The sequence below is a fragment of the Lentzea sp. NBRC 105346 genome, from assembly GCF_030269605.1.
Taxonomy (GTDB): domain Bacteria; phylum Actinomycetota; class Actinomycetes; order Mycobacteriales; family Pseudonocardiaceae; genus Lentzea.
Map to the genome: position 1 here is coordinate 152,867 of NZ_BSTQ01000006.1, position 13,242 is coordinate 166,108.

General features: G+C 64.5%; 11 protein-coding genes. 7 read left to right on the forward strand and 4 right to left on the reverse strand.

The window, feature by feature from the left end:
* Positions 1–66 precede the first annotated feature (66 nt).
* The 4 genes from QSK35_RS15195 (at position 67) to QSK35_RS15210 (ending at position 6,612) form a co-directional block, all read left to right on the forward strand.
* Complete coding sequence (locus tag QSK35_RS15195; protein WP_285746469.1) at positions 67–3,156, forward strand: lantibiotic dehydratase; 3,090 nt, start codon at positions 67–69, stop codon at positions 3,154–3,156.
* Position 3,157: 1 nt separating this feature from the next.
* Entirely contained in the window at positions 3,158–4,399 is a 1,242-nt protein-coding gene (locus QSK35_RS15200) for a lanthionine synthetase C family protein (RefSeq protein WP_285746471.1), read from the forward strand.
* A gap of 59 nt (positions 4,400–4,458) precedes the next feature.
* Positions 4,459–5,466, forward strand: a complete 1,008-nt coding sequence (locus QSK35_RS15205; RefSeq protein WP_285746473.1) for a thiopeptide-type bacteriocin biosynthesis protein — start codon at positions 4,459–4,461, stop codon at positions 5,464–5,466.
* 84 nt (positions 5,467–5,550) lie between these two features.
* The gene (locus tag QSK35_RS15210) at positions 5,551–6,612 is read left to right on the forward strand and encodes a hypothetical protein (RefSeq protein ID WP_285746475.1); all 1,062 of its coding nucleotides are present in this window, start codon (positions 5,551–5,553) and stop codon (positions 6,610–6,612) included.
* 117 nt (positions 6,613–6,729) lie between these two features.
* On the opposite strand, the gene QSK35_RS15215 is transcribed toward QSK35_RS15210, so the two are convergent.
* The 3 genes from QSK35_RS15215 to QSK35_RS15225 all read right to left on the reverse strand — a co-directional run bounded on the left by QSK35_RS15215 (position 6,730) and on the right by QSK35_RS15225 (position 9,976).
* On the reverse strand, positions 6,730–7,992 hold the full coding sequence (locus tag QSK35_RS15215) for a sigma-70 family RNA polymerase sigma factor (protein WP_285746476.1): 1,263 nt from the start codon (positions 7,990–7,992) through the stop codon (positions 6,730–6,732).
* Positions 7,993–8,299: 307 nt separating this feature from the next.
* Entirely contained in the window at positions 8,300–9,541 is a 1,242-nt protein-coding gene (locus QSK35_RS15220) for a HEPN-associated N-terminal domain-containing protein (RefSeq protein WP_285746478.1), read from the reverse strand.
* Positions 9,542–9,670: 129 nt separating this feature from the next.
* Entirely contained in the window at positions 9,671–9,976 is a 306-nt protein-coding gene (locus QSK35_RS15225; RefSeq protein WP_285746480.1) for a hypothetical protein, read from the reverse strand.
* A 347-nt stretch (positions 9,977–10,323) separates the two neighbouring features.
* Here QSK35_RS15225 and QSK35_RS15230 point away from each other — a divergent pair, with 347 nt between their 5' ends.
* From QSK35_RS15230 to QSK35_RS15240, 3 genes are all read left to right on the forward strand, one after another.
* Positions 10,324–10,752, forward strand: a complete 429-nt coding sequence (locus QSK35_RS15230; protein ID WP_285746481.1) for a hypothetical protein — start codon at positions 10,324–10,326, stop codon at positions 10,750–10,752.
* On the forward strand, positions 10,749–10,991 hold the full coding sequence (locus QSK35_RS15235) for a hypothetical protein (protein ID WP_285746483.1): 243 nt from the start codon (positions 10,749–10,751) through the stop codon (positions 10,989–10,991). Before QSK35_RS15230 ends, QSK35_RS15235 begins: the two co-directional genes overlap by 4 nt.
* 91 nt (positions 10,992–11,082) lie before the next feature.
* Positions 11,083–11,316: a CHC2 zinc finger domain-containing protein gene (locus QSK35_RS15240; RefSeq protein ID WP_285746485.1), complete on the forward strand. Its 234-nt coding sequence runs from the start codon at positions 11,083–11,085 to the stop codon at positions 11,314–11,316.
* 128 nt (positions 11,317–11,444) lie between these two features.
* Here the strand turns inward: QSK35_RS15240 and QSK35_RS15245 are convergent, their stop codons facing one another.
* Complete coding sequence (locus tag QSK35_RS15245; protein WP_285746487.1) at positions 11,445–13,187, reverse strand: hypothetical protein; 1,743 nt, start codon at positions 13,185–13,187, stop codon at positions 11,445–11,447.
* Positions 13,188–13,242 lie beyond the last annotated feature (55 nt).

Below are 13,242 nucleotides of genomic sequence, written 5' to 3' on the forward strand. Positions count from 1 at the left end.
GGTGCTGCTGGTGGGCCGCGGCCCACCAGCAGCACCCCGCGGTCGCACTGTCGCAGGAGGCGAGAAATGGCACCCAGATCATTTGCGGCATACACGCTCGGCGGTGCGGCCGTGCTACGCGCTACTACCAACCCCGGCGAGTTGGATCTGCCCGACGCCTTGAACTTGCTCGGCGATGACGTCATCGTGAGCGGTGTCGCCTGGTTGAAAGCGCAGTGGCGACGGGCTGATGTTCGTGCCGCCGTGGCGTACGCGAGTCCGGCCCTGTCCCACCAGATCGATGAGATGGTGGCCGACGGAAGTCATAATCCCCGAACGGTTCGGCGGGTCGTCATCTCCCTGGCGTCGTACATCCTTCGATGGCAGCATCGCCCCACCCCCTTCGGGCTCTTCGCCGGGGTCGGCTCGACGCGGATCGGAACCTCGGCCAAAGTGCGTTGGGGCGTCGAGCATCGAGTTGCCGTTCGCGCCGATGCGGCGTGGCTTGGCGACGTTACCGCACGTCTGCATCGGTGCATGCCCTTGCTGGAGCGACTGTCCGTGGTGGTCAACAACGCCAGCAGCGTGAGGGGGGATCGGCTCGTCGCACCGGGGCCTGCTCCAGACGGAGCTGGCCAGGGACTGGCGCCAGTCGAGGTGTCGGTGCGTCTTGGACGACCAGTCCGGGTTGCGGTTGAAGCGGCACGGAAACCTTTGCGTTTCAGTGCTCTCCGTGACCTGCTCCTTTCCCAGTTTCCAGCAGCGAACGTCCAGCAGGTCGACAGCATGCTGGCGGGTTTGCTCGACCAGAGGATCCTGATCAGCAGCTTGTGCGCGCCGATGACCTGTTTGGACGCACTCGACCACGTCTGCGCGGAGCTGGAGGCCATCGAGGCCCGCACAATCCCGGAGATCGCGGACATGGTGCACGAGCTCAGCGCGATTCACCGGCAGCTGGTCGAAGACGCGCTCGCTGCGTTGAGCGACACGGCTGTTGTTACCAGCCGAATGCGGGCGTTGAGTCCGGTCGCGGACATGCCGCTCATCGCCGACACCATCCTGGACTGCGACATCGAAATACCTGAGCAAGTGGCGCAGGAGGCGCGAGACGCTGTCCGTGCCCTGTATCGCCTTTCCCCTTATCCGTTGGGGTATCCGGCCTGGCGCGACTACCACTCGCGGTTCCGGGCGCGCTACGGAGTCGGTGCGCTCGTGCCTGTCCTGGAGTTGGTCGCTGACAGCGGACTTGGGTTACCAGCCGACTTCCTGGGTTCATCGCGTGGTCGCGCCGCCCGTCAGATGAGCGAACGCGACGAGAAGCTGTTGGCGATGATCCAGCGGGCGACGCTCGACGGCACTGGCGAGATCGTCCTGACCGATCAGGCGATCGAGGACCTCGCGCCCAGTGATCCGGCCGACCTGCACCTGCCCGCACGTGTGGAGGTAGCCTTCGAGATCCGCTCAGCTGGCGTAGAAGCGTTGTCGCGAGGCCGTTTTACGTTGGCGGTGACCGGGACGCCGAGGCCCGGCAGCAGCATGGCCGGCCGACACGCACACCTGCTGCCCGAAGATGGCCGTGACGCGGTCGCCACCTCCTTCGCCGCGGCCGCGCCTGGCGCCATAGCCGCCCAGTTGTCGTTCGCGCCGCGGAAGCGACGCAACGAGAACGTCGTGCGTACCGAGCAACTACTGCCGTACGTGATTCCCGTTGCTGAACATCACGAGGACGGCGATAACCTGATCGACTTGGCCGACCTCGGCATCACGGCGGACGACCGTCGGTTCTACCTCGTCCAGATGTCCACCGGTCGACGCGTTGAGCCGCGTGTGCTCCATGCCCTGGAGGCTGGGATTCATACCCCGCCGCTGGCCCGATTCCTCGCCGAGATCACAACCGCCCGAACTGTTGTGTACAAGGCGTTCCACTTCGGGGCCGCAGCAAGGCTTCCGTACCTTCCCCGAGTTCGCTACCGGCGAACCGTTCTTTCTCCGGCGCGCTGGCTGCTGGCGGCCGACGATCTACCTGGCCGCGACGTTTCGTTCGCTGAATGGGAGGCCGGGCTGGATGCCTGGCGACAGCAATGGCATGTCCCCGATCGCGTCGCCTTGGTCGAACTCGACCGGAGGCAGCCAGTGGACTTGGATCACCCGTTCCACCGACTACTGCTGCGCACTCGTCTGGACCGTGGCGGCCGACTTGAACTTCGCGAAACCTCAGGGCCAGAAGACCTCGCCTGGCTTGGCCGCGCTCACGAGGTTCTCATCCCGCTGGTCCTGGATTCCCCTGCTACTGCAGGCCGATCGTCGTCGATCACCATCCCGGAGCACGTTGTGGCGAGGGGTGCTGGTCATCTGCCAGGAGATTCACCCATCCTATGCGCTCAGATCTTCGGACACCCAGGTCGCTTCGATGAGGTTCTCACCGAGCGCCTGTCCAGCCTGCTCGGCGCTTTCGGTGATGTCGCACCAAGCTGGTGGTTCCGCCGCCATCGCCAGATGAGCCGTCCTGATGCCGACCAGTACCTCGCCCTGTACCTGCGTCTGCCCAAGTCATCGGCCTATGGCTCGGCCGGTGAACGCCTCGCCGAGTGGGCGAGCATGCTGCGCGGCGAACGGTTGCTGTCGCACTTCGCACTGACCACCTATGAACCTCAGACCGGGCGCTACGGTCACGGTGTTGCCCTGGAGCGCGTTTACGACGTGTTTGCGGCCGACTCCGCTGCCGCGCTCGCGCAGATCACCTTGGCCTTCCGCAGCGGGATTCCCCTGCAAGCCGTGGCAGCTGCCAGCTTCGTCGACCTCGTCGTGAGCTTCACCGGCTCGCTGACGGCCGGCGTGGACTGGCTGCTCCGCGAACTTCGTCAAGAACGCGGGCACCTGGAACCAGCGCTCCGCGACCGAGCGCTTGAGCTGGCTGACCCCGAGGGTACTTGGATGACATTGCGTTCCCTCCCGTACGGGGAGGATGTCGTACATACCTGGCGGCAGCGCGCCATCGCACTCATTGCCTACCGAGAGGCCTTGGTCGAGCAACGTGATCCACTGACGGTTCTGCCGTCGCTCGTGCACCTGCACCACATCCGTGCCGTCGGAGTCGATCCGGCCCTGGAGCGCCTCACAGGCAGGCTTGCACGGACATCTGTGCTACGCGCCGCTGCTCGCCGCAGGGAGCAATAGGTTGGAAACCGCGACGATCCTTCCGGCCGATCTTGCCGATCTCGCCGATTGTCACGCCACCAACGTGGCGCTGCCCGAACCACCTCCGGAGGACGAGCCCTGGGCTGATCAATCTCTCACCAAGGGAGCTGCCGGAATCGCTCTCCTGCACATCGAACGAGCCCTCACCGGTCGCGGGACCTGGCGGCAGGCGCACCTCTGGATCACAAGGGCAGTCACCGGTCAAGTCAGTGCCACGGACACCGCCGGTCTCTACCTCGGGGCTCCGGCGGTCACGTTCATGCTGGACGTTGCTGCGGCCGGTGCAACAGGCCGTTATCAAGAAGCTCTTGCCGATGTCGACGGGCACATCAAGATGCTTGCCCACCGCCGTGCCGACGCAGCGCTGGCACGTATGACGACCGGCGCGCCGCCCGGATTCCGCGAGTACGACGTGTTCTTCGGACTGAGCGGCATTGGAGCTCTGCTCCTGCGTCGCGCCCCCGGCAGCAGCGCGATGGAGAGAGTCCTGGACTACCTTGTTGCCTTGGCCAGATCCCGTTGCGTCGACGGTGACGCATTGCCTGGCTGGTGGGTTGGCCACGATCCCCACCGTCGGGTCTCTGCCGCCTACAAGGACGGTCACAGCAATTTCGGTATGGCTCATGGGATCGCGGGCCCTCTTGCTCTACTCGGCCAGGCCATGCGGCGCGGGATCGCAGTGGACGGCCAGTACGAGGCGATCATAACCATTTGCGAGTGGCTCGACTCCTGGCAGCAGGACGGCGCGGCCGGTCCCTGGTGGCCAGAATGGATCACACTGGCAGAGCTGCGCACCGGGCGGCCCGACCACGCCGGTCCGGCTCGCCCCAGTTGGTGCTACGGCACTCCAGGTATCGCCCGAGCCGGGCAGCTCGCCGGCATCGCGATTGGCGACGCCCGTAGGCAACAGATGTACGAGCAAGCACTGGTCCGCTGCCTGGACGACCCTGCACAGCAAGCTCGAATTGCCGACGGCGGCCTGTGCCACGGCTGGGCAGGCCTGTACCAAATCGTCTGGCGATCTGCTCAGGATGCCGAAACCCCTGCACTGGCCGAGCATCTCCCGCGCCTGGCAACGAACTTGGGGCAGCACGCCAAGCTCGGTCCGTCGACGAAGCACGGCTTCCTCGATGGCACTGCGGGCACAGCTCTTGCCTTGCTGACGGCCGCGCACAACACCGCGCCAATCTCCGGATGGGACGCATGTCTACTCATCGACTAGTACGACGCGAGGCAGAAGTACGAACCAGCGGCGCAGACAAGGGCGCGGGCGCGCGGTGTGTGGAGCAAGCCGTTCTGCGCGTACTGGGCGGAACATCGCTGGATGAGGCCGCCGCTGCCGCGCACGTCGATCCCACAGATCTGGCCGAAGCCGTCGACGTCTATCGACGAGCCGGACGGAATGCCCTCGAACGGCAGGCCGCCTCGGGTTGGTGGCAGATCTACGTCGAGTTCAACGATTGGAAGGTTGCGGAACAGACGATAGCTGACAACATCCTGCCGCTGCTGCACCGCGCTGAAGCCGGCGGTCTTGTCACCAGGTGGTGGTTCATGAGGAAACACCCGTGCTGGCGGCTGCGGATCCATCCGGGCCCGGATGGTCCCGCGACCCGTAATCATCTCGCTGCTGCACTCGATGGCCTCGTGGCGGCAGACAGCCGAATCGCCAGATGGTGGCCCGGCATCTACGAAGCGGAGACAGCAGCCTTCGGTGGATGGGCAGGCATGGAGGTCGCCCATGAACTGTTCTATGAGGATAGTCGTGCCGTCCTTTGCCTCGCCCGCAAGGATGGTGTCGCGCTGGGTCGACGCGAACTGTCACTGTTACTGTGCAACGTCCTGATGCGTGCAGCCGGACTGGAGTGGTACGAACAGGGCGATGTCTGGCACCGGGTCGGTCAAGAGCGGCCTCTGCCCGGGGACGTCCCGACGGCAAAGCTGACTGCCATGGCCAGCGATCTCAAACAGTTGACGCTGGCGAACACGGCCTCCGACGGTCCGTTGCTGCGTGCGGATGGTCCCCTGGCCTCGTCCGCGGACTGGGCCAACGCCTTCAGAGAGGCTGGGCGAACCCTGGGTTCCGCGTCCCGCGCGGGGACGTTGCAGCGCGGTCTTCGTGAAGTTCTGAGTTACCTGGTGATCTTCCACTGGAACCGACTTGGGCTGCCCACTCGAACTCAGAGCGTTCTCGCATGGGCAACGCGCACCGCCATCCTGGGCCTACCGGAACACATGTCGCCGAACCTGGCAGCGGACGGACCGAACTTCAGGACTCCTGGATCAAGGTAGATGGCCCACGCGAACGAAAGTGCCGCCGAACGAGCGCTGGCCCGCTTGCCTCTTGTGTCACAGCGGCGCTTTCGCTGTCCTGACTTGGAAACCCAGGTGCGAAACCTGTGTGACTGCGTCAACTCCTGTGGCAGGCAAACCACCACAGGCGAGCGGATCAGCCGCGCCTGCACCGTGTGGAACCTGTCCGCGCTACTCATGGCTGACTGCGGCCTGGTCGACGTCGCGATCAATCTGTGCTGTCGACAGTTCCAGCTGTTTCGAGCGGCGGCACCTCTGCACGGCGGTGCAGCGATCGCGTCGCTCCAGCCATTGGTGAATCTCGCCCGGCTGACCCGGCGAGCGGGTAACCCTGAAGGCTCATACCGTGAGCTCGAAGCTATCAATCACGCCGTCCGCGGTGGCGGCAACGCCCTGATCCACGGTGAACTATTTGACTTCAACGGTCTCATCGCAGGACGTATGTCCACTGTAGACACATGGTTTCGGCAGGTATTGCGTGAGGACGGAACCCGCGCGCTCGTTGCGAGCCGCCAGTGGATGAACGCTGCGGTGCATGCCGCGAAGTACGATGATGCAGAGGATCGGCTCCGCGAAGCTCGTCAGACACGAATCATCGCTCTTGCCGTCAACGGGCAAACCGGTTCCGCACTCGACGTTCTCGACGACACCGTGACGAGTGACGACTGGGAGCGGGCGGTGGCGAACTGCCTTCGCAACTACATACTCCTCAACGAGCACAGCCTGGTTGCCGGTGATGTCATCGACATGGTCAACGACGTTCGTCGCGTCTGCGGGGCGTCAGACCGGCCCACGAGGCTATCCTGGATTCGTCTCGGGCTGGTCGGCGCAGATCTCGCGATCGCAGCAGAGGTGGACACAGGACTTCTCTGCACGGAACTGATCGAGGAAGCCGAACGATCGGCAGATGCGTTTGTTGCGCGGGAAGTGTTGGCACATCCAGGATGTCGAAAGCGGGCAACCTCAAAGCAGACCGAAGCCTTGGCCCTGCTAATCAGTCGAGCAGGCTTTGGTGCTGGACATGTCCCTGAAGCGCTGATGGACGACCTCATGGCCGCCGTCCAGACCGCCGAAGCCGTCCTGACGGAGACCCTTGGCGTTAATCGCCCCATGGACGACGCATGACACCGCCAGCCCAGAGTCACCAAGAAGCCGTTGTGTGGGCTCACGGTGCGGCCCCGCGGTCTGTGCTCGAAGGACTTCAGACGCCGAAGTTGGGCGCTCCTACCGCCTTCCGCACGTCTAGCTCTCGTCGAAGTATGCCTCGGCGGCCCGACGGATCCGCGCCAGGCGCTTTGAGACAGCGCTGTGGTTGGCGTACCCGAGCATGTCTGCGATTTCGGTCTTACTGGTCACGCCGCTGTTGAGCAGCACGACGATCTGCTGGTTTCGAGCGTCCAGCATCGTCAGGAAGTCGTTGGTGACCAGGTTGCCCACAACTTCGCTTTCGGGCCCTTGGACCGGAGTGGTGTCGGCCAGTTCGACGAACTTCACGGTGACTTTGCGTCGTTTGCCGTGCAGCTTGCGTTCGAAGTCTTCGCGTGCGTACGACCAGTGGCTGGAGAAGTCGTCCTCAACCCGATGGGAACGGACCGCGTCGAGGATGCCGCGAAGTCGGCCTGTCCGGTCGGCGGCCTCCACGGTCTCGGCCACGGCGTCGCGTGCGTCGTCCTCGCCGAACCACACGGGTCCGCCCATCCGCGGGTTGCCGGCCACGGCGCCTACGAGCATGCTGCCGTCCTCAAGGGTAACCGGGCCGGGAGTCTTGCCCTTGTCGACCTCCGGAAAGGCTAGCAGCCGATCCTGGATGGCGGCGGTGACGGCGGGCACCCAGAAGTCCAGGTTGTGAGCCAGCAGCCGGATCGGGTCGTCGGCCGAGAACACCTTCATCTTCGACCCCGACACCAGGTGCGGCCACACTGTCCACGCCCAAGCGCGGGCAAGCCTGGCTTCGAAGTCGGGCACCACCAGGAAGTCGTCGATTCCTACGTGATCGGCCATGAACGGCCACTGACCGCCGCGCAGCAGCGGCAGGCCGAACATGTCGAGGACGCGCTTGGGCAGAAGGTGAAACAGCGGTGCGTACTCGAAGTACCGCGTCCGTGTCCGCGAGACGAACGTGACGTTGACGTCGCCGAGTTCCGCGATCTTCGCCATCGGCTTCGGCAGGTCGTTCAAGTCGAAGAAGCGGCGTCGGAGCTGGGCCGCCTCCCACAGCATGTTCCACTTGACCAGCGCGAGGAACTCCCGATTCGACGAGGGGTACGGCATCGAGATCGTGACGTACTCCGGCGGAGCCGGTTCGATAGGGCGAACCATCCCGCCGAATATGAAGGCCGTCGAGATGTTCTGCAGGTGGGGGAACTCCTCCGCGGTCGCCTTAGCCTCAGGGAGAAACACGCTGTCGCGGCGCCACTCCAGCATCTTGGCTGCGGTTGGCTCGCGCTCCTCGCTCATCTTGCCCTCGGTCGTCCGCTCCGGTGTCCGGTTGTCGATCTGAGTCACACCTACTCCACGACAGTCGTCACTGAATTCGTTCCGACCCGCCAGGACCGATCTGGGACGCGAATACTCCTCGCCTCCGATCTGACCGGAGAGACCCCGTTGCTGGGCGTCATGTCGTTCGAACGCCCACCGACGCATGGCCACTTGGCGGGCTGTCGAGAGGTCCGCGGTCCTCTAGCCGGCTCGAAGTTGGGGCCACTTTGGACGAGCGCCGCATGCCCCCTGGTCAGGCGACTTAGTTGGCGGCACCCTGCCCGGCTACTAGCGCAACCAAACGATTCTCGTTGGAGTCAAAGGGTAATGCCTGCTAGACACATGCAACCTTCGTGACGATCCGGACGCACTGGACAGTGTCGGGTTGAAGGCGCAGGTAGAGATCTTCGGGGCTGAGGTACGGCTTGCTGGGCGGAGCGTCTGAGTCGACACAGCCGTCTGAGTTGCAGAACAGCACGCAGTTCACGCCGTCGTTCTGCGCACTGCGAAAGAGGATGCCGTCGACGTTGAAGTCGGGGACGTACCGCAGGTACTCGGTCACGACCTGGGTGGGCACGTACTCGATGTGTTCCCTGCCATCGATGGTGATGGGCTTGCCAAGGTCAGCGGCGAAGGAGTGCAGGAACTTGAGCTCGTAGTAGTGCGGCCCCCGTCCGCTGTCGCGGTACAAGCTCGGCACCGGTGGCAGGTCGGCGAGGTTGAGCAGCGTCAGATCCCGTACTGTCTCGAACGCCCCGACAACGGCGTAACGCTGAGTGCTGTGCGCTCCGATCTCGGCGACCACTGTGTCGATGTCCTCGCTGCCGTAGAACATGGAGATGCCAGCGGGACTCATTCGGCTGTTCGATGCGCGTTCCTTCGGCGGGGAGCCCAACGCCGCAGCGGTCTTGAACTCGACAACCTTGCCAGTGTCATCCGCTAGCCGGCCGCGCCAGAACACCCGTCCAGCCGGTACCGCCAGCAAGATCCCGTTGTGGATGATGATCTTCTCCAACCTGCTCAGGAGGTTGGCGGCCGTGAAGTCATCCGGGTGCCCCGAGGATTCCTCAGCGGTCGACAGAAACACGAACCGTGATTCGTGCTTGACCTTCTGGCAGAACGCCTCCCACCCCCAGGTTAGAGCTTTGTCGGGCGGCGACTCGGAGATGTGGGACTCGGTCCACAGTTGTTGCGTGATCACGTCGCCGATGGCATCGAGGACGTCATAGGTGACGTCGCCCTCGCATACGGCGTAGGCGACTTCGGCGGAATCGAGGACTTCGCCGCCGTACCACTCACCCTCGTCATAGACAAGACCTGCGTCGTCGACTGACATGTAGAGGAACCACACGGCCTCGACGACGATGTACATGAAGTCCTCGAAGGAGGCCGCGATCGGCTCGGCTGCGTCATCGACCGTGGTGCCGCAAAACGAGCACGTCGTCTCGGTGAGGTGCCGGCGGGTCTCCTCACGCAGAGTGTCGTCGTGGATGCACTCCAGACACACAGTCTTGTCACCGGTCTCACCGAAGCCACGCGCCTCGATCTCCTCCATGTACCTCTTCGCGAGTCCCACGTGTCTATGAAAGCACTCAGCCGCCGATGAAGCTGTGGGCCCGTGTCGTCGAACAACCTGCCCCAGGGGCGACGCCGTACGGCGGAGTTCCGTCCGCCTACGCGAGATTCACCGCGATCGTCAATGAGGTCAGTACGGCTCCTCGCCGTTCGGATAGGACTTCCGCATCATCGCCTGCGGCACGAAGTGGGCCATCGCCAACGGCCCGAACACCGTCGGCCGTTCGTAGACGACGTAGCCGAGGCGACGCGCTGTCTTCGTGTATAGCCACGCGTAGAGCGTCGCCGGGATCTCTGGCGGTAGGAACAACCCCTGCGTCTGCATGAGGAACGTCGGGGTCTTTGCCGTCCGCGTGAACCAGTCCGGGAACACGGCGTTCCGGTCGAGCACGACCTCGACACCCTGCTCGCGAACTTCGCCCAACTCCCTGTTCACCCGCACCTCCTCGAACATGGGTTCGATTCTGCGTCGCCTGTCATGGCCAACGCAACTCGTCCGAGTGCGGCATCACGTCCTCGACCAGCGACCGAGGAGGTGGTGTCCGGTGGGGTGCACCCCGACCATGCCGGTGTAGCTGCGATGTGCGGGTCGCAGCGCGAGAGGACGCGCCCGAAGTTCAGGCCCACGACCCGAATCCTGACCACTGTGGCGGCGGGACGTGGTCTCACACGTTGGTGGGACCTCCCGGCGCGGGCTGCGTCTCGACCTGGCTCGCCGCAGCCAGACTGGGGCCATGACCTGGCTCTGTCCCCGCCGTCGACTCCGACGTTACTGGTGCGCTGTTGCGCGATCCTGGCGTGGAGTACACGTGGCTGGTCGAGACCAGCGACGACGGCAGCGACTGGTGGACAGCGACTCATCCGGTCCATCGTGACCAGGACAGCGGCGGCATGGAATGGGCCGTGAGCGCGGAAGAGGTCGCCGAGCGGGTGCTTGCCCGCCAGTTCACGGCCCTGCGTGGTGAACGCGACTGGGACTGGGAAGAGCTGTGGTTCCGGGTCACCGTGTGGGACCACGCCAACGCCTGCGACTGGGCGGGATGGCAGCAACCGCCGTACCTGCCCGAGAAGGCCGGGTGCACTCCGCAGACCTACGGCGCCTACCTTCGGCACCACGGGGCCGAGCCGCACGCCGTCGAGGTTCGCGTGCCCCGCCAGGTTCGCGCCGCAGTTCACAGCCCGACTGGCCCAGGCCTGGCGGTGGCGCCGTGAGGACTGGCACCTGTGTCGGCGCGATCAGCCGTACCGACCTCGACCAGGCGCTGCGGGAGATCACGCATCTGGTCGACCAGGCCCGCGAAGCGGGCTGGGACTCCGATCCGATCGGCGAACATCGTGCCCTGCGTACCGCCCGCGCGAAACTTGCCGACCTCGACGGCCACCTTGCCGACCGCCTAGACGAGTTGACTGTCGAGCACGCTCACCAACCTGGGTTCGAGACTGATGACTGATCTAGGCTGAAATCGATCACTAGTTGCTGCAGTCAAATGCACACGCCGGTCATGCAGGGCGACACGCCTCGGCATGAGTACCGTCCCGGCTATGGCGACCGTGAGCGCGGCTGATCCTGGACCGAACGACCCTGATCACCTGCTTGCGCTTGTACGCCAGCACACTCTGCTAGTGCCCGAATGCGACGACTCATGGCGAGGGCTGTGTCCGTTCTGCCGGTCCACGGCGTTCCATGTGCGGCCGCTGCACGGGACGTTCCACTGCTTCCGCTGTGGCGTGGGCGGCGGCACCACCCGATTCGCGGCCATGATCGAAAACTCGTAGGACTACGCCCGTGATTGACCATCCGGAACGGCTGCACACAGCCCCCAGGCTGGTAGGTGCCGCAGTACGGTCGAGGAGGTCATCGGGTTGCCGTGCTGGTCTCGATACCTACGGCCCTGACGGCAAACTCAGGACGGCATGTCTCTGTCTCCTTCACTCCCCGCTGAAGGGCAGTCCTCGTCGCTGGCTGCTGTAGCCGAGGTGACATCCGGGGTAGGGCTTGCCTCGGGCGGCAGTTGTTCGGCGGTAACGCCGTCAAGCTCAAGTCGGAGAAGGTATCCGTCGGCGTATTCCAGCGGAAACGCTTCCCAATTCATCGCCAGTACCAGCGCATGAAGGTTGACCTGCTCTTCGAGTTGGCGCAGGTACAGGCCGGCTCTCATCACGACTTCGGACTGCGAGTCCCCGGTGAATTCGACCCACGTGCCGGACCCCTTGCGGAAACCTGGACTGGTCTCCTCTGTCGTTGATGTGGAGCGGTTTGCGGGGGTCGCCACAGTCGGGGCGGGAGGCGGCAGTGCGACTCGTGCTGCCGCCAGACTGGTCCGCATGGGGTCCATCTCAAGGACCGTGTAGAACAGTGTCTTCGTTGTCGCTGCGAGCGGAAACTTCGAGTTCTCGTCGAACTCCCGAGCCGCTGGACCGGCTTCATCGAGAGCGCGCTGTGCGTCGCGCTCGAACACGTTGACCCCGTGCGTCGTCATGTTGCGCAGCGGTGCCCGTGGGTTGGCCTGAGCGGAGGCAGCAGCGGTTCTCGCCGCTTTCCACGCGAGGTAGTACGCGAACCCGAGCGAGTATTCGGCGACAACCCTGTCCACGGCGTCAGACAGGCGTGGTGCATGGTTCTCCGCAACCTCAGGCAGGTTGTGCCGTTCCAACTCGCGGTTAAAGAATCGCACTGCTTCCGCTGCAAGGACCTCATGCACAATCCGCAGCAGATCTTCCTGCCGCTGCGCGGTGAGGCTCGCCAACGTCAGTCGATCACACAGATGAGCGTCCAGGCGCTCTCGGCCAGTGTCCGGGCTCGGCCCGAACGGAATCTGCCAGCGCACTTTGAGCGGGTAGTAGCTGCCGGTGAGTGTCGGGGCCTGCAGGCGGGAGGGATCGCCTTCGGCGAGATCCCACGCTACCTGCAAGGTTGGGGGATCCCAGACGAATGCTTCGGGGGGCGTTCCCGTATCGGGCCGGATGAGGCTCGCGCTGCGCGCGTCATTGATCAGATGGTGGATGCGATCCTGATTGGCATGGAAAGGAAAAGGGTGGTGCCACTCGTGCAGTGGAGGCACCGGGCTCGTCGCAGCGGCGAAGCGCAGCAGCGTCAGCACGGTCAGTTCCGCCTCGACCGAGGCGTGCGGAACTGGATCATTGCTCAGTTGGCCAGGGGAGAACGCGGAAGCCAGCACTTGTAGTTGGCTGCTACGCCAGTTCGTGCGGGCTTGGATGAGGGCGGCCTGTTGATCCTGCTCTTGTCGCTTGCGCCGCTGCTGATCTTCGCGGAGCTGCCGAGCCGCCTCACCCTCGGGTTCGAGCAACGCCGCTGCTCGTCGCACCAGGTTTGCATCGCAGTCCACGCACTGCGCCTCACCGCCGGTCATCACCGTCTCAAGGGTGGATCGTGAGCGCAGCCGCAGTTCCTGCTGGCACTTCGAACACCGCAGGTCGGGTAGGACAGCGCGCACCGCTGCTGCTGCGACAACGTTGGCCGGGCCGCGGCCCCGCGTGTCGATGCTCTTGGCCGGTACTGTCCACATGAGCCTGCCGTATTGATCGACACCGGTCAGTGACCAGTACTGCAGGCCGATCTCCACAAGCTCGGCGTCCACACCGGCGATGGGCTCGACGTCGAACTTGTAGTTCGCGGTTGGTTCCACTTTCTCCCTCGGTTCGGCCACATCCCCGACAGCAATGAGTACGTCGTCGGACGGT